Source organism: Nocardia rhamnosiphila NBRC 108938 (assembly GCF_000720425.1).
GTDB classification, from domain to species: Bacteria; Actinomycetota; Actinomycetes; order Mycobacteriales; family Mycobacteriaceae; genus Nocardia; species Nocardia rhamnosiphila.
In genome coordinates, this window is sequence record NZ_JOAJ01000008.1 from 1 (window position 1) to 17162 (window position 17162).

Genomic DNA, 17162 nt, shown 5'->3' on the forward strand with positions numbered 1-17162 from the left:
GTTCGATCCGCTGCTGGGCCGGTCGTTGCGGGAGGTGATGTTCACCGATCCGGACGGAGTGCTGGATCGGACGGAATTCACGCAGCCCGCGCTGTTCGCGTTCGAGGTCGCGCTGTATCGGCTCGTGACCTCGTTCGGGCCGACTCCGGATGTCCTGCTGGGACATTCGATCGGTGAGCTGGTGGCGGCGTACGTGGCGGGGGTGTGGTCGCTGCCGGACGCCTGTGCGCTGGTGGCGGCGCGGGGCCGGCTGATGGGCGCGCTGCCCGCGGGTGGCGCCATGGTTGCTGTGGCGGTGTCCGAGGACGAGGCCACCGCGGTCCTCGCCGGGTACGGCGAGCGCCTGTCGATTGCCGCCGTGAACGGCCCGAATGCGGTAGTGCTCTCGGGTGCGGAGGACGCGGTCGAGGAGGCCGAGCGGCTGTTCGCCGGGCGCGGCCGCAAGACCAACCGGCTGCGGGTGAGTCACGCGTTCCATTCGGCGCGGATGAACCCGATGCTCGACGACTTCCGCGCGGTCGCCGCCCGGATGACCTATCACACCCCGTCCGTCCCGATCGTCTCCGAGGTGAGCGGTGCGGTGGCGGAGGCGGAACTCACCACACCGGAGTACTGGGTCCGGCAGGTCCGGGAAGCCGTCCGGTTCGCCCCCGGAGTCGAAACCCTGATGGCCACCGGGACCCGGCGATTCGTCGAGCTCGGCCCGGATGCCGCACTGGCGGCGATGACCCGGCAGTGCCTGGCCGCCGACCCCGAACTCGAGTCGCGGGCCGTGGTGGCCGCCGCCGCCCGCCGCGGAACGGACGAGGTCGCGTGGTTCACCACGTTCCTGGGCACCGTCTTCACGGCCGGGGCGGCGGTGCGCTGGGCGCCGCTGTACGCCGGATGGTCGCCGCGCCGGGTCCCGCTGCCCGGCTACGCTTTCCAACGGTCCCGCTACTGGTTGCCGGCCGGTGCCGAGACCGGCGATGTGAGCCGGCTCGGCCTGCGGTCCGCCGATCACCCGCTGCTCGGCGCGGTGACGGCGCTGCCCGGGAAAGACGAATGGGTGTTCACCGGCCGGCTCTCGGCCGGGGTACAGCCGTGGGTGGTCGACCATCAGGTCTTCGACACGGTGCTGCTGCCCGGCACCGGTTTCGTGGAACTGGCACTGGCGGCGGGGGCGCGGCTGGGTACCGAACTCATCGACGAACTGGTGCTGGAGGCACCGCTGCGGTTGGACGACGGCGCCGAGGTCGATATCCAGCTCGGGGTCGAGGCACCGGATGCCGACGGGCGGCGGCGCTTCGTGGTGGCCTCGCGGAACGCGGGGGATCGGTCCACCGGCGGGTCCGGCACCACCCACGCCCGTGGTGTCCTGGCACCGGCTGTGCGGGTCGATGCCGGGCTCCCCGACGGTGCGGAGATCGGACCCGCGGACGGGTCGACACCGGGCGACGCGCTCTACGACGAGCTGACCGTCCGTGGGTTCGGTTACGGGCCCGCGTTCCAGGGTGTGCGCCGGCTGTGGCAGGCGGGCGAGGACATCCTCGCCGAGGTGGCCTTGCCCGCCGAACTCGACACCGAGGCCGCGCGATTCGGTATCCATCCCGCGCTGCTCGACGCCGCCCTGCACGCCGGTGTGCACGCCTGGATCGCCGAACTGCCGCAGGACGAGTTGCCGCTGCCGTTCTCCTTCACCGGTGTGCGGTTGTTCCGTACCGGAGCGAGCGCAGTCCGGGTGCGGATCCGGCGTACCGGCGCGGAAACACTGCGGGTGGAGGCATTCGACACCGACGGCGCACCGGTGCTGACCATCGAGGCGCTCCGGGCCCGCCCGGTGAACAGCCGCGTGCTCGGCCGGGTCCGGGCGGGTGGGCGCCCGCTGTACGAGGTGCGCTGGAGCGCGCCGGATTCGCCGGCGCGGGGCGCGGGTGAGACCCCGGTTGTGGTCGCGGTCGGACTGCCCGCGGCCACCGGTTTCACTGTGGCGTACCCGGATATGTCCGCTCTGATCGAGGCCGGATCCGGGAATTCCCCCGAGGCGGGAGACCGACTCCGGCCCGATGCGGTGGTGTGGTGGGCCGGGGACGGTCCGGCGGACCGGGTGGACCCGGGGGCCGCGGTGCGCGCCCGGGTGCACGAGGTGGCCGCCGCGGTCCGGACCTGGCTGCGGCTGCCCGCGGACGGGACCCGGCTGGTCGTCGTCACCCGGGGTGGAGCCGGTCTGCCGGAGGAGAACCCGGAGCTCCCGGCCGCGGCGATCCGGGGCCTGCTGCGCAGCGCCCAATCCGAGAATCCCGGGCGGATCGTGCTGCTCGACGTCGAGCGCGCTACCGAGATCACACCGGAACTGGTCGGCGCGGCGCTGGCCACCGACGAAGAACAGCTCGCGGCCCGGGCGGGCGCACTGCTGGTTCCCCGGCTGGTCCGGCGCGACGTGCCGGGGCCGGAGACCGATATCGGATCGGGGACGGTGCTGATCACCGGCGGGACCGGCGGACTGGGTGCGCTGGTGGCGCGCCATCTCGTCGTCCAGCACGGGGCCGGCGATCTGGTCCTGGTGTCCCGGCGTGGGGAAGCGGCCGACGGTGCGGCCGAACTCGTCGCCGAGTTGACCGGGCACGGTGCGCGGGTCCGGGTACGGGCCTGCGATGTGAGCGACCGATCCGCGGTGGCGGCGGTCCTCGACGAGATCGCGGCCACCGGTCCGGCCCTGACGGCCGTGGTGCACGCGGCCGGTGTGCTGGCCGACGCGACCCTGGACACGCTCACCCCGGAGCAGATCGATACGGTGCTCGCGCCGAAAGTCGACGCGGCCCTGCATCTGCACGAACTCACCGTCGAGCTCGATCTGTCGGCCTTCGTGCTGTTCTCCTCGATCGCGGCCGTACTGGGCTCGCCGGGCCAGGGCAACTACGCGGCGGCCAACTCCGTACTGGACGCGCTGGCGCAGCGGCGGACCCATGCCGGACTCGCCGCGGTCTCGGTGGCCTGGGGGCCCTGGGAGCAGAGCGGCGGTATGACCGCCACACTGGGCCGGGGCGCGACCGAACGGATGGCGCGGATGGGCCTGCGCTCGCTCGGTCACGCCGACGGGCTCGCGTACTTCGACCTGGCGGTCGCGGCCGGGACGCCCTTCGTCGGCGCGGTCGATTTCGATACGGCGGCCCTGTCGCTTCAGGTGCGGGCCGGACTGCTGCCCGCCCTGGTGCGATCACTGGTACCGCGCTCGCGCCGGGCCGACAGCGGTGGCGGTGACCTGCCGCGGCGGCTGGCCGCCGCCCCCGCCGACAAACACGACGCGCTCGTCCTGGAGTTTGTGCGCGACCAGGTCGCGGCCGTATTGGGTTACGCCGCGGGGGCGCTCATCGAGGTCGACAAGCCCTTCAGCGAACTCGGTTTCGATTCGCTCGGCGCGGTCGAGTTCCGCAACCGGCTCGGCAGGGCGACCGGACTACGCCTGCCCTCGACCCTGGCTTTCGACTATCCGACCGCCGCGGCGATCGCCGGCTTCGTGCGCGCCGAACTCGCCGGCGCCACACCGTCCGACCGGCCGGCCCGGCGGCGGGACCGCGCCGACGAACCCATCGCCATCGTGGGCATGGCCTGCCGGTATCCCGGCGGTGTCGAAACCCCGGATCAGCTCTGGGATCTCGTGGCGTCCGGACGGGACGCGATCACCGGGTTCCCCGCCGACCGCGGCTGGGATCTGGAGCGGCTCTTCGACCCGGATCCGGCGCACCCGGGCACGTCCTATGTGCGCGAGGGCGGATTCCTGCTGGACGCGGCCGATTTCGATGCGGGCTTCTTCGGTATAGGCCCGCGCGAGGCGGTCGCGATGGACCCGCAGCAACGATTGCTGCTCGAAGTGTCCTGGGAGGCGATCGAACACGCGGGAATCGATCCGGCCTCGCTGCGCGGCAGCGATACCGGCGTCTACACCGGTGTGATGTACCAGGACTACGACGCCCTGACCCGCCGGGCGGGGCCCGAGATGGAGGGCTACATCGCGACGGGCGCGGCGGGCAGTGTGGTGTCGGGCCGGGTGTCCTACGCCCTGGGCCTGGAGGGACCGGCGGTGACCATGGACACCGCCTGTTCCTCCTCGCTGGTGGCGCTGCACACCGCCTGCCGCGCGTTGCGCGCCGGGGAGAGCACGCTGGCGCTGGTGGGCGGGGCGACGGTCATGTCGACACCCTCGGTGTTCGTGGACTTCTCCCGGCAGCGCGGCCTGGCCGCCGACGGCCGCTGCAAATCGTTCGCGGCCGCCGCCGACGGGGTGGCGTGGGCCGAGGGCGCGGGTGTCCTGGTGCTGGAACGGCTGTCCGACGCCCAGCGCGCGGGCCACCGGATTCTCGCGGTGGTGCGCGGGTCGGCGGTGAACCAGGACGGCGCCAGTAACGGGCTGACCGCACCGAACGGGCCCTCGCAGGAACGGGTCATCGCGGCCGCGCTCGCCGACGCCGGACTGGCGCCGGTGGACGTGGACGTCGTGGAGGCCCACGGTACGGGCACCGCGCTCGGTGATCCGATCGAGGCGCGGGCGCTGCTCACCGCGTACGGCCGCCGGCGGTCCGAGCCGCTGTGGATCGGGTCGCTGAAATCGAATATCGGGCATACCCAGGCCGCGGCGGGCGTGGGCGGCATCATCAAGATGGTGCAGGCCCTGCGGCACGAAGAACTGCCGCGGACCCTGCACGTCGACGAACTGTCGCCCCATGTGGATTGGCGGGCGGGGTCGGTGGAGGTGCTCACCCAGGCCCGGGACTGGCCCGCGACGGCCGGCCGGGTACGCCGGGCCGGGGTGTCCTCCTTCGGGATCAGCGGTACCAACGCGCACGTGATCATCGAGGAGGCCCCCGCCGCGCCGGGCACGCGGGCGGGCGCCGGCCCGGTTGCCGCGGGCGCGGGGGCACTCGATATTCCTGTGGTGCCGCTGCGGATCTCCGCGAAGTCCGATGAGGCGCTGCGGGCGCAAGCGCAGCGGTTGCGGGACTGGCTGGTGGATTCGCCGGATGCGGATCCGTGGGCGGTGGCACGGTCGCTGCTGGACTCGCGGGCCGTGCTGAACCGGCGTGCGGTGGTTCTCGGCGGTGACCGCGCCGAACTGCTGGCGGGCCTGGCCGCGCTGGCCACCGGCACCGGCGGGCCGGGTGTGGTGGCCGGTGGGCCGGTGCCGGGGCAGGCGGCGTTCCTGTTCACCGGTCAGGGTGCGCAGCGGGCCGGGATGGGCCGGGAGCTGGCCGCGGTGTTCCCGGTGTTCGCGGCGGTGTTGGAGGAGGTGTGTGCGGAGTTCGATCCGCTGCTGGGCCGGTCGTTGCGGGAGGTGATGTTCACCGATCCGGAGGGGGTGATCGATCGGACGGAGTTCACCCAGCCGGCCCTGTTCGCCTTCGAGGTCGCGCTCTTCCGGCTGCTGGAGTCCTTCGGTGTGGTGCCGGACCTGGTCACCGGGCATTCGATCGGTGAGCTGGCGGCGGCGTACGTGGCGGGGGTGTGGTCGCTGCCGGACGCCTGTGCGCTGGTGGCGGCGCGGGGCCGGCTGATGGGCGCGCTGCCCCCGGGTGGCGCCATGGTGGCCGTCGCGGTGACCGAGACCGAGGCGACCGAGGTGGCGTTCGGCTACCTCGGCCGAGTGTCGATCGCGGCGCTCAACGGACCGTCCTCGGTCGTGTTCTCCGGCGAGGAGGATGCGATCGAGGAGATCGCGCAGCGGTTCACCGACGAGGGAGTACGCACGTCGCGGCTGCGGGTGAGCCACGCCTTCCATTCCGAACTCATGGAACCGATGCTCGACGAATTCCGGGAGGTCGCCCGGGGCCTGATCTATCGGGAACCGCTGCTGCCGGTGGTATCCGGCCTGTCCGGTGGGCTCGCGGCGGCGGAACTCACCGACCCCGAGCACTGGGTGGACCAGGTCCGCGAATGCGTGCGCTTCGCGCCCGCGGTGGAGGCGCTGGTCGAGGCCGGGGCACGGACCTTCGTCGAGGTGGGCCCCGATGCGGTGCTGACCGCGATGACCCGGGAGTGCCTGGCCGAACACCCCGAGGCCGAGGCCGGGTCGGTGGTCGCCGCCTCGGTGCGGCGAACGGTCGACGAGGTCCGCGGACTGGTTTCCGTTCTCGCACAGGTATCGGTGTCGGGCGGCGCCGTGCAGTGGGCGACCCTGTTCGCCGGGCGTCCCGCGTCCCGGGTGGACCTGCCCACCTACGCGTTCCGGCGCCGGCGGTACTGGCCGCAACCGGCCCCCGAACCGGCGGCCGGCTCGTTCGGGCATCCGCTGCTCACCGCCGCCGTGCCGCGCGCGGCCCAGGACGAATGGCTGTTCACCGGACTTCTGTCACTGCGCACCCATCCGTGGCTCGCCGACCACGCGGTGCTCGGCTCGGTGCTGCTGCCCGGTACCGCTTTCGTGGAGATGGTCGCGGCCGCCGGTAGTCGGCTGGGCCTGGAAACGGTCGAGGAACTCGTTCTGGCCGCGCCGCTGGTGTTCGCCGCGGACGCGGAAATGGATATCCAGGTGGGCCTGGCAGTGCCCGACGGTACCGGCCGGCGCACCTTCGAGATCCATTCCCGCCCGGCCTCGACCGGTGATACGCCCGCCGCGACCCCGTGGGTGCTGCACGCGAACGGTGTGCTGGCCGGCGGTGACGAACCCGGCGCGGTATGGCAGGAGCAGGCGTGGCCGCCGCCGGGCGCCGAGCGCGTGGACGATCGCGCGTTCTACGACCGTCTCGCGGCGCGCGGCTTCGACTACGGCCCGGCCTTCCGGGGTGTCACCGCGCTGTGGAAGCGCGGCTCCGAGACCTTCGCCGAGGTCTCCCTCGACGAGACCGCGAGCGGTCCGGTCACCGGATTCGGTGTGCACCCGGCACTGCTGGACTCCTGCCTGCACGCCGCGCTGGACGGGTTGACCGGCGAGTTCGCGGAAGGTCGGGTGCCGCTGCCCTTCTCGTTCGCCGGGGTGCGACTGGGCCGCCGGAGCACGGCGACCGCGCGGGCCCGTGTCGTCACGCACGGTGACGGGCGGATCGGGATCGATATCGCCGACAGCACTGGGACTTTCGTGGCGTCGGTCGCGGCGGTCACCGCGCGTGGGGTGACGCCGGAGGCGCTCGCCGCCGCCGGCGCGCAGGCCGGGCCGGCGCCGCTGGTACTGAACTGGATCGCGACCGAACCACCCACGCCGCGCGCCGCCGCAACCCTCGCCACACTGGGCGCGCCGCGGATCCCCGGTATCGACCGGCATTTCGCCGAAATCACCGAACTCGCCGTGGCCGAACCCCTTCCCGATGTCGTGGTGTGGTCGTTGTCCGAGGACGGCACGGCACCGGGCGACGATCGCGCCGTCGAAGTGCGGCGGGCGGTACACGCCACGCTGGCCGTGCTGCGGTCCTGGCTGTCGGCGGAACGGACCGCCGATATCCGGCTCGTGGTCGCGACCCGCGGTGCGGCGGGTCTGCCGGATACGCCGGTGGACCCGGTCGCGGCCGCGGTAGCGGGCCTGGTGCGCAGCGCGCAGTCGGAACATCCCGGCCGGATCCTGCTGCTGGACCACGACGGCGGACTGGACGCGGCGGTGGTGCGCGGTGTCCTGGATGCCGGGGAGCCGTCGGTGGCCGTTCGTGCTTCGCGGATGTTCGTACCGCGCCTGACCCCGGCCGCGCCGCCCGCCACGGACGTACCGGCCCGGCCGGGTGGCGCCTTCGGGACGGGGACGGTACTGATCACCGGGGGCACCAGCGGCCTCGGCGCGGTGACCGCCCGGCATCTGGTGGCGGCGCACGGTGTCCGGCGTCTGCTGCTGGTGTCGCGCCGGGGCGAAACGGCCGCAGGGGTCGCGGAACTGGTGGCCGAACTGGCGGAACTCGGTGCGCGCGCCCGGGTCGCCGCCTGTGATGTCACCGATCGGGCGAGTGTGGCGGCGGTACTGGATTCGGTCGACACCGACCATCCGCTGACCGCGGTGATCCATTCCGCCGGTGTCGTCGACGATGCCACCATCGACACCCTCACCGCCGAACAGGTCGATCGGGTGCTCACCCCCAAGGTCGACGGCGCGTTGATTCTCGACGAGCTCACCCGCGGGCACGAGCTGGCGGCGTTCGTCGTGTACTCGTCGGTGGCCGGTGTCCTAGGCGCCCCCGGCCAGGGGAACTACGTGGCCGCGAACTCCTTCCTCGACGCCCTGGCCCACAACCGCCGTACCGCGGGACTGCCCGCGCTGTCGGTGGCCTGGGGCGCCTGGAGTCAGGAAGTGGGTATGACGGGTGCGCTGGACCGGGCCGCGGTGGCCCGGCTGCGCCGGATGGGCATCACACCGTTGCGCGATGCCGCCGGGACCGCCTACCTGGACGCGGCGGCGGCCACGGATTCGGCGCTGGCCGTCTGCGTCGATTTCGACCGGCCGACCCTGGCCGCGGGCGCTCGGGCCGGTCGCCTGCCCGCCGTGCTCGGTGCGCTGGTCCCGGCACCGCGGGTCCGGCGGGAGGCCGGGCCCGCGGTCGCGGGGGCCGGCGGCGAGGGCACCGCGCTGGCCGCCCGGCTGACCGCGGTGCCGGAGGAACAGCGTGACCGGGTGGTGCTGGAGGTGGTGCGTGAGCACGCCGCGGCGGTGCTGGGTTATCCGGACGCCACGGCACTGGATCCCGAAACGCCTTTCCAGGAACTGGGGTTCGATTCGCTCGCCGCGGTGGAACTGCGCAACCGCCTGGCCGAGGCGGCGGGTGTCACCCTGCCCTACGCGCTGGTCTTCAACTATCCGACCGCGGTCGCGGTGGCGGGCATGCTGCGGTCGCTGGTGGAGGAGGCGGGGATGGCTGCCGCCACCCCGGAGACATCGAACGGGTCGGCGGTGGACGATCAGCTCGCCGCACTACGGACCCTGCTCGGGACCCTGCCCTCCGAGCGGGACAGGTCACGGCTGGCCGAGGGCCTGCGCGCACTGCTGGCCGAGACCCTGCCCGAACCGGACACCGAGACCGGTGTCGACCAGTCCGCGGTCGAACAGGCCAGTGCCGAAGAGCTTTTCGCACTGATCGACCGGCAGCTCACCGCGGAATGAACCCGGCGGGCGAGGGCGGCATGGCCGTACTCGCCCGCCGATGGCCCGCACCCACTCTCCGACCGAAGGATTCGCCGATGTCTTCCCCGTACGCCACCCCGACCCTGCCCGGATCGCGCGACGCCCATGATCTCTACCTGCGCGACCCGGAGGTGGTGGGCGGCGACGCCGCGGAACTGCTGGACGATATCGGCCGGCGGCTGGTCGTCGTGGCGGACGCCGAACCGGTACCGGCGGCGGGCGGAACACTGGTGCCCGCGGCCGACGCGGTCGCCGGTGACCTCCCGGTGCTCGGGATGGTGGCGCCCTGCGGAACGGAAGCGCTCGGTTCGGCGGCGTTCCGGCGCGCACACGGGGTACGGCTGTCCTACGTGGTCGGCGAGATGGCCCGCGGGATCGCCTCCGCCGAAATGGTCACCGCCGCCGCGCGTGCCGGAATCCTGTCCTTCTTCGGCACCGGCGGGCTGAGTCTCGCCCGGGTGGAGCGGACGGTGGCCGAGCTGGCCGGGCGGCTGGACGGTCTCCCGTGGGGGGCGAATCTGCTACACAACCCCGGCGAACCCGAAGTGGAGGAGGCCACCGCCGCGCTGCTGCTCGAACACCGGGTGCCGGCTGTTTCGGCGTCCGCCTTCATGGGGCTCACCCCGGCTGTGGTGCGCTGCGCGGCGGCCGGATTGCACCGCGGGCCGGACGGCCGCGTCCAGCGGGCCACCAAGATCATGGCCAAGGTGTCCCGGCCCGAGGTCGCGCGGCTGTTCCTCGCGCCCGCCCCGGAGAAGATCCTGCGCAAGCTGGTGGCGGCCGGGCAACTGACCGCCGCCGAGGCCGAGCTGGCGGCCCTGGTGCCGGTGGCCGAGGACATCACGGTGGAGGGCGACAGCGGCGGTCATACCGACGGCCGCCCGCTGCCGGCGCTGCTACCGCGGATGATCGCCCTGCGCGACGAGGTCTCCCGGCAGTACGGGTACGACCGGCGGGTCCGGCTCGGGGCCGCAGGCGGTCTGGGCACCCCTGAGGCCGTCGCCGCCGCCTTCGCATTGGGCGCGGACTACGTGCTGACCGGATCGATCAATCAGCTCGCCTCGGAAGCGGATCTGTCCGAGTCGGCGAAAACCCTGCTCGCGGCCGCCGATATCGCCGACTTCACCACGGCGCCCGCCGCCGATATGTTCGAGATCGGTGCCCGGGTGCAGGTGCTCAAGAAGGGGAGCCGCTTCTGGACCCGTGCCCAGTGGCTCTACGACCGCTACACCGCTCATTCCGGTCTGGACGAACTGAGCCCCGCCGATACGAAGAAGCTCGAGACCGAGATCTTCGGCGCCACCGTCGACGAAATCTGGACGCGGACCCGGGATTTCTGGCAGGACCGTGATCCGAAACAGCTCACCCGCGCCGAACGGGACCGTAAACACCGGATGGCCCTGTGCTTCCGCTGGTATCTCGGGATGTCCACCCGCTGGGCCACCGAGGGCGAAACCGAGCGCCGCGGCGACTTCCAGCTGTGGTGCGGCCCGGCGATGGGTGCCTTCAACCACTGGGCGGGCCCGGATATCGGCACGCCGGGGGTGGTCGAGATCGCGGAGAACCTGATGCGCGGCGCGGCCGTATCGACCCGGCGCGACGCGGCGGTCCGGCTCGGCGTCGACCGGGTGTTCCCGCCGGTGCGCTACCGGTCCGCGAGCGCGGTCTGACGACCCCGCGGACTCATCGCGCCTCGGCGCCGGTTCGTTCCGGGGAGAAATCATCCAATCCGTTCGTCCGGGTGTTGTGCGCGGCCCGGATACGCCACTCACCGTCGTGCCGGACCAGGACGAGGGTGATGAATCCCTGCCGGTCCTCGGCGGTCTCCGTGCCGGGTAGCACGTGGCCCGGCCAGCTCCAGCGGGTGTGGACGAGCGCGACGCCCGGTGCCAGTTCGTCGATCGCCACGATCTCCTGGGTGTAACCGCGCTTCTGCCTGATCACCGACTCCGGTACGTCCAGGTGGCCCCGGATATTCGCCTCGCGGGTCCGCCACCAGATCCCGCGGTGGGTGATGAAATCCGAATCCTCGGTGAAATACGTACCCCACTGCCGCATGTCGTGCCGCACCCACAGCTCGGTGTGGGCGGCCAGGGTGGCTCTGATACTCCGATCGTCTTCCGCTTGCATACCGACACTCTCGAGCCTCAACATATGTTGAGGTCAAGCCCCGTGTTCCGGTCTCCGGGATGCGGGGCTCACGCGAGTCGCTGCTCGGCGATCGGAGTACTGAGCGAAGTGCCGTTGAGTTCGAGATATAGCAGGCGTTCGGTCACCGACACGGTGGCCGTATTACGGCGTTCGAGAACCGCCGCCGCGGCCTCGACGAAAGGCCGGTCGAAGGAGATGAGCGGGATGTTCGCGGCGTGATGGATCCGTTTGCCGGACAGCTGCGCCAGCACCTTGACGGGATCGCGATGGGTGTACACCGCGACCCGCTCGGCGAGTTTGCTACCGCGATGCACGCGGTCGGAATCAGGGGCGCCGACCTCTATCCACGCGGTGATCCGGCCGGTGAGGTCGCGGACCAGAACCGCCGGTTCGGCGGTGGAGGAGACGCCGCCGTCGCTGAAGGCGATGCCGTCGGTGTATTCGAGGCAGTAGGCCAGCAGCCGGGTGATCAGGAATTCCGTGGTCTCCGAGGGGTGCCGGGCCATCCGCAACTCCAGCTCCTGGTAGACGCCCCGATCGATATCGGACAGGTGCAGGGTGACGGTGTGCAGAGTCGCGCCGGTAGCCATAGGACGGTCAGCCTAACGAACGGGGCCGGGCGAAGTCCCGGGCCCGTTCCGCGCACGGCGGAACGGAGGCGGAGGTACGCACGGCCGCACGGAGCTCCAGATGCGGGCGCACGCGCCGGGAATGCCCCGCTCGATCCGAGTGTTCTTGTGCAGTGTCACAAATACGCCGGAACTCGAACGTCTCGTGCCGCGGCGGCGCCGCGTCCGTGGCTGTGCCGAACCGGATGGCCGGAGAGGTTCTATCGTGCGGGCGATCGCGGTAGTAGCCCCGGCCACCGGGCCGGGGCTACTACCGTCGAGCGGAACCGCTGGACCTTGCTCAGCCGAGGCTGAAGGGCTGACCCCACACGCGGAACTCGGAGATGCCCTGCTCGGTGGTGGTCTCGACCCGCACGAAGGCACGGGCCTGGGCGTAACCGGCGCAGCCGTTGAGACCGATGGTGGAATCCGACCAGGTCACCGAGCCGTTGGCGCCGGTGAACTTGATGGCGAAGGTGTGGCCCTCGTCACCGTAGACATCCGGCTTCTCGATATCGAGCAGCAGGAACGAGGTGGCCTGGCCCGGGCCGAGGGTCAGGTTGGCACCGGAGCTGAGTTTCCCGGTCGCGTTGTCACCGGACTGGGTCACGTCGGCTCCGGCGTTGGCGGCGCCACCGCTGATATCGACCTGGCAGCCCACGACATAGCCGGGGGTGATCTTGGTGCCCTTGTGCGGGCCGTGCACCTCGACCTGTGCGCTACCGGAGACCCAGGCGTTGCGGTGCAGCGGGGTCGAACCCATGGACGGGTTGATCAGCGCCGACTCGTTCGCGATCCGGGCGGTGATGCTCAGCCCGTTGGGCAGGGTGTGGTTCAGTTCCGCACCGGGCAGCGGGATGAAGGTGTCGGCATTGGCCGCGCCGGTCGAGAACAGGCCGACCGCGGCCACGGACGCGGCCGCCAGGCTCGCGGCCCGTACGACGCTTTTCTTGATGACAGACATGACAGTTTCCCTCTCGGAAAAGAATTCCGTTCAGCGACGGATTGGATCGACCAGATACGACGTGCGTCAGCCGATGCTGAACGGAGCTCCGTACAGGGTGGTCTTCGAATAATGGTCGCCGATGATTTCGACGACGGCGTAGGAACGGGCCTGCGCGTAACCGCCGCAGCCCTCGATATTCATTTCGACGTCTTTGTAGTCGACCCAGTACACGCCGGGCTTCGGGATATCGACACCCTCGACATTGACGAACTTGACCTCACCCGGGCCGAGTTTCAGGCCGATCGAACCACTGGCACCCAGGCTGGAGGTGCTCAGGCTGGCACCCACGCCGGCGGAGATGGCGTTGTCGGCAATGCTGACCTGGCAGCCGACGATGTACCCGGCGCTGACCCGGGAGGCGCCGTGGGTGGACGAGTTGTTGGTGCCGGGGGCGTTGGTGGGGCCCTTCCAGGGGCCCGGGGTGCCCTCCGGGGTCTGGCTGACGTCCGCGAAGATGCGTCCGCTCAGCCAGGCGACCCGGCCGGCGCCGTTGGCCGACAGCGACGGCGAGATGAGCGCGCTCTCGTCGACACGGCTCAGTTTCACGCCGGGTCCGAGCTTTTCGCCGCCGGGCAGCGGCACAAAGGTGTCGGCATTCGCCATGCCTCCGGCGACGCCCAGTACCGCCGCCGTCATCGCCGCGGTGGCAGCAATCGACTTGATATTCATCGTGGTTCCCTCATGGTTTTGCGAATTGTCGCCTTATTTCGGCCGGACGGTGCCGTCCGGCGAAAAGGGCAGCAGTGATCCCCGGGCCTGTACACGCACGCGCGTAGGCCGCGGTTCGGGGGGTATTACTGCGCAATCGCAGGTGAAATCCGGGGGTTACGAAAAACCCACCGGTGGTGTCGGATCGTCTTCCTGGGCGATCAGGTGACGAATGGCTGCATCATCTATCCCTCATCCTGTCGATCTTCTTGCAACCCGGTCGGATTCGACCGGAAACTCTGCGGCGAGGGGGAGAGCAGGCGCACGGGCGTCAGCAGCGTCGGAGTCCACATCCCTCACACCTCTCGCTCGTGCGTCGTTGCGCCGGACGGATACTCGCCCCGCTCGGGGAGAGATCCGCTCGCGGACACCGTGGGTGCGGTGTCGGCGCAGTCTGTTGCCAGCCCGTCTTCGGTTAGGTTAGCCTTTCCTCACTATAAAGCCTTGGTAACGACTTTTGTGAGTAATGACAGTGACCTACGTCATACGGACCGGAAGGGACGATTCGATGCACAGAAGGTCTGGCACCGCCTCATGACTGCCGGTTCGTCCTATGAATACCACACACATGTGGGTGTCCGCAGGTGGTCTGGATGGTTGCTGGGGGCAATATTCTTGGTAATCGCCTGCTTACTGAGTCTCGGGGTCGGGGTGGCGCATATTCCGATCACGGAAATCATTAGTGCACTGTGGAAGCCCGATGGCTCGCCCAACGACCTGGTCATCAGCGAATACCGCCTACCCCGTACGCTGCTCGGATTGCTCGCCGGTAGCGCGCTGGGGGTCGCGGGCTGCCTGATGCAGGGCCTGACCCGCAACCCGCTCGCCGATCCGGGCCTGCTCGGCGTCAACGCGGGCGCCGCGTTCGCCATCGCGGTCGCCGTCGCCTATCTGGGCGCCGACGGGATCGCCTCCTATGTCTGGTTCGGCTTCGCGGGCGCCGCGGTAGTGTCGGTGGCGGTGTATCGGCTGGGGACCGTCGGGCGCGGTGGGACCGATCCGATCCGGCTCACCCTGGCGGGTGTCGCGGTGACCGCCGTGCTCACCGGTGTCACCAAGGGGCTGATCCTGCTGAACTCGACCGCCTTCGACAAGATGCGGCAGTGGGATGCCGGTGCGCTGACCGGTCGCGGCTACGACGTTCTCGCCGGCGCCACGCCCTTCGTCGTGGCCGGGCTGATCCTGGCCTTCGTCGCCGCCCGCTCGCTCAATGCCGTGGCGCTGGGCGACGATCTGGCCCGCGCGCTGGGCGTACACGTGACCCGCACCCGGGCCTGTACCGCGCTCGCGTTGATCCTGCTCTGTGGCACCGCCACCGCGGCGGTCGGCCCGATCACCTTCGTGGGCCTGGCGGTACCACATATCGCACGCTGGATCGTCGGCCCCGACCACCGGTGGATCGTCGCCTATTCCTTGGTCCTGGCGCCCGCGCTGGTGCTCTTCGCGGATGTGGTGGGCCGGATCGCCATCCCGCCCGACGAACTGTCCGCCGGTGTGGTGACCGCGTTCCTGGGCGCGCCGGTGCTGATCTGGCTGGCCCGCCGCTCGGAGATGAGGCAGTCGTGACCACCGTGCGCAAGCCACCGCGCCTCGGCGCCGCCTCGACCATCGATTTCGGCCGGTCGGTCCGGGTGCTGCGGCTGGGCGGTACCACCACCCGTTTCGGGATGCGCGGCCTCGTGGTGACGGTCGTGCTGCTGGCCGCCGCCTGCGTGGTGGCGCTGCTGGCGCTGGGCACCGGCGATTTCGCGATCCCGCCGGACCGGGTGGTGCGGGCGCTGCTCGGCAATGGGGTGGGTGGCGACGAACTGGTCGTGCGGGAATGGCGGATGCCCCGGGTGCTCATGGCGCTGGTGCTCGGCGCGGCACTCGGGATCAGCGGCGCGATCCTGCAATCGGTCACCCGGAACCCGCTGGGCAGCCCGGATATCGTCGGCTTCAACTCCGGCGCCTACACCGGCGCGCTGCTGGTGCTGCTGTCCGGTGGCGGCTACTACGCCACCGCGGCCGGTGCGCTGGGCGGCGGACTGCTCACCGCGCTCGCGATCTTCGTGCTGGCCTTCCGGCAGAACGTCAAGGGATTCCGGCTGATCATCGTCGGTATCGGGGTCGGCGCGATGCTGGCCGCGATCAACACCTGGCTCATCCTGCGCGCCGACCTCGACGAGGCGATGTCGGCCGCCGCGTGGGGTGTCGGGACGCTGGACGGGCTCACCTGGGACGAAATCGTGCCGGCCCTCGTAGTGCTGGCGATTCTGGCCGTCGTGGTCGTTCCCGCCGCCTACCGGTTGCAGGTGCTGGAGCTGGGGGACGACGCGGCGCAGACGCTCGGGATCCGGGTGGGGCGGGCGCGCCTGGTGCTGACCGTGCTCAGTGTCGCGTTCACCGCGGTCGGCACCGCGGTGGCCGGCCCGATCGCGTTCGTCGCGCTGGCGGCGCCGCAGCTGGGCCGCCGTCTGGCGCGCACCCCGACCACCGCGATCCTGCCGGCCGCGGCGATGGGTGCGCTGCTGCTGGTGGTCTGCGACTGGATCTCGCGCCGGGCGTTCGCGCCGACCGCCCTGCCGGTCGGGGTGGTGACCGCGTCGATCGGTGGCGCATATCTGGCCTATCTGCTGGTGGCCGAGGCTCGACGGAACTGAGGGAATCATGGTGGACGAAAAACTCGGGCACAGTGCCGCCGACGGGGCCGCCGCGCCGGCCAGGTTGCGCGCCGACCGGTTGCGCCTGGGCTACCGCAGCCGGGTCATCAGCGACGAACTGACCGTCGATATCCCCGACGGCACCTTCACCGTCATCATCGGCCCGAATGCCTGCGGGAAATCCACGCTGCTGCGGGCACTGTCGCGGCTGCTGGCGCCCGAATCCGGTGCGGTGCTGCTCGACGGGAAACAGATCGGCAGCTATCCGGCCAAAGAGGTCGCCCGGCGGATCGGGCTGCTGCCGCAGACCTCGACCGCGCCGGAGGGGATCCGGGTCGCCGATCTCGTGGCGCGCGGCCGGTATCCGCATCAGTCGTTGATCCGGCAGTGGTCGCGGCGCGACGAGGAGGCCGTCGCCGCGGCCATGGCCGCCACCGGGGTGGCCGAACTGTCCGGGCGGCTGGTGGACGAACTGTCCGGTGGTCAGCGGCAGCGGGTGTGGATCGCGATGGTGCTCGCGCAGGAGACGCCGATCGTGCTGCTCGACGAACCGACGACCTTCCTCGATATCGCCCACCAGATCCAGCTGCTGGATCTGTGCCGCGAGTTGAACCGGGAGACCGGGCGGACGGTGGTCGCGGTCCTGCACGATCTGAATCACGCCTTCCGGTACGCCGATCATCTGATCGCCATGCGGGACGGGGCGGTGATCGCGGCCGGAGCGCCGCGCGAGATCGTCACCGCCGAACTGGTGCAGAAGGTGTTCGACCTGGGCTGCCGGGTGATCGACGATCCCGAAACCGGCGCCCCGCTGGTGGTTCCGCTGGCCCGGAACGCGGTGCGCGCGGGCTGAACGCGACAAACCGGACGGGAACTCTTACCGGATAGATGTTTTACTTTAGTAAAGGTTAGGCTAACCTCAACTGTGGTTGTGTGTCGTGCCGGTCGATAGAGGGACCGGTATCGGCACCGCACCGAAA

Annotated in this window: 9 protein-coding genes; 5 read left to right on the plus strand and 4 right to left on the minus strand. The window is 70.9% G+C overall.

Features of this window, described 5'->3' with window-relative positions:
• Together IG75_RS0124415 and IG75_RS0124420 are read left to right on the plus strand one after the other, a co-directional pair.
• On the plus strand, positions 1-9046 hold a 9046-nt coding region (locus tag IG75_RS0124415), incomplete at its 5' end, for a type I polyketide synthase (protein WP_030524099.1).
• Between the two features lie 77 nt (positions 9047-9123).
• Positions 9124-10737 (plus strand): PfaD family polyunsaturated fatty acid/polyketide biosynthesis protein, encoded by a 1614-nt coding sequence (locus tag IG75_RS0124420; protein ID WP_030524098.1) that lies wholly within the window; start codon positions 9124-9126, stop codon positions 10735-10737.
• Positions 10738-10750: 13 nt separating this feature from the next.
• Here the strand turns inward: IG75_RS0124420 and IG75_RS0124425 are convergent, their stop codons facing one another.
• The 4 genes from IG75_RS0124425 to IG75_RS0124440 all read right to left on the minus strand — a co-directional run bounded on the left by IG75_RS0124425 (position 10751) and on the right by IG75_RS0124440 (position 13501).
• Entirely contained in the window at positions 10751-11197 is a 447-nt protein-coding gene (locus IG75_RS0124425) for an SgcJ/EcaC family oxidoreductase (protein WP_030525972.1), read from the minus strand.
• Between the two features lie 68 nt (positions 11198-11265).
• Positions 11266-11808 carry a YaeQ family protein gene (locus tag IG75_RS0124430; protein WP_030524096.1) on the minus strand — a complete coding sequence of 181 codons (543 nt, stop codon included), beginning with the start codon at positions 11806-11808 and terminating at the stop codon, positions 11266-11268.
• Positions 11809-12127: 319 nt separating this feature from the next.
• Positions 12128-12790: an MspA family porin gene (locus tag IG75_RS0124435; protein ID WP_030524095.1), complete on the minus strand. Its 663-nt coding sequence runs from the start codon at positions 12788-12790 to the stop codon at positions 12128-12130.
• A gap of 66 nt (positions 12791-12856) precedes the next feature.
• Entirely contained in the window at positions 12857-13501 is a 645-nt protein-coding gene (locus tag IG75_RS0124440; RefSeq protein ID WP_030524094.1) for an MspA family porin, read from the minus strand.
• A 573-nt stretch (positions 13502-14074) separates the two neighbouring features.
• Between IG75_RS0124440 and IG75_RS0124445 the strand changes: the two genes are divergently transcribed.
• From IG75_RS0124445 to IG75_RS0124455, 3 genes are read left to right on the plus strand one after another with little or no spacing between them, the layout of a single operon-like run.
• Positions 14075-15106: a FecCD family ABC transporter permease gene (locus IG75_RS0124445; RefSeq protein WP_030525973.1), complete on the plus strand. Its 1032-nt coding sequence runs from the start codon at positions 14075-14077 to the stop codon at positions 15104-15106.
• The gene (locus IG75_RS0124450) at positions 15103-16182 is read left to right on the plus strand and encodes a FecCD family ABC transporter permease (RefSeq protein ID WP_051714891.1); all 1080 of its coding nucleotides are present in this window, start codon (positions 15103-15105) and stop codon (positions 16180-16182) included. Before IG75_RS0124445 ends, IG75_RS0124450 begins: the two co-directional genes overlap by 4 nt.
• A 7-nt stretch (positions 16183-16189) precedes the next feature.
• Positions 16190-17035 (plus strand): ABC transporter ATP-binding protein, encoded by an 846-nt coding sequence (locus IG75_RS0124455; RefSeq protein WP_030524091.1) that lies wholly within the window; start codon positions 16190-16192, stop codon positions 17033-17035.
• Positions 17036-17162: the final 127 nt, after the last annotated feature.

Coding starts and splice junctions, on each gene's coding strand:
- IG75_RS0124420 (WP_030524098.1), top strand. CDS start 9,124: ATGTCTTCCCCGTACGCCACCCCGACCCTGCCCGGATCGCGCGACGCC.
- IG75_RS0124425 (WP_030525972.1), bottom strand. CDS start 11,197: ATGCAAGCGGAAGACGATCGGAGTATCAGAGCCACCCTGGCCGCCCAC.
- IG75_RS0124430 (WP_030524096.1), bottom strand. CDS start 11,808: ATGGCTACCGGCGCGACTCTGCACACCGTCACCCTGCACCTGTCCGAT.
- IG75_RS0124435 (WP_030524095.1), bottom strand. CDS start 12,790: ATGTCTGTCATCAAGAAAAGCGTCGTACGGGCCGCGAGCCTGGCGGCC.
- IG75_RS0124440 (WP_030524094.1), bottom strand. CDS start 13,501: ATGAATATCAAGTCGATTGCTGCCACCGCGGCGATGACGGCGGCGGTA.
- IG75_RS0124445 (WP_030525973.1), top strand. CDS start 14,075: ATGACTGCCGGTTCGTCCTATGAATACCACACACATGTGGGTGTCCGC.
- IG75_RS0124455 (WP_030524091.1), top strand. CDS start 16,190: ATGGTGGACGAAAAACTCGGGCACAGTGCCGCCGACGGGGCCGCCGCG.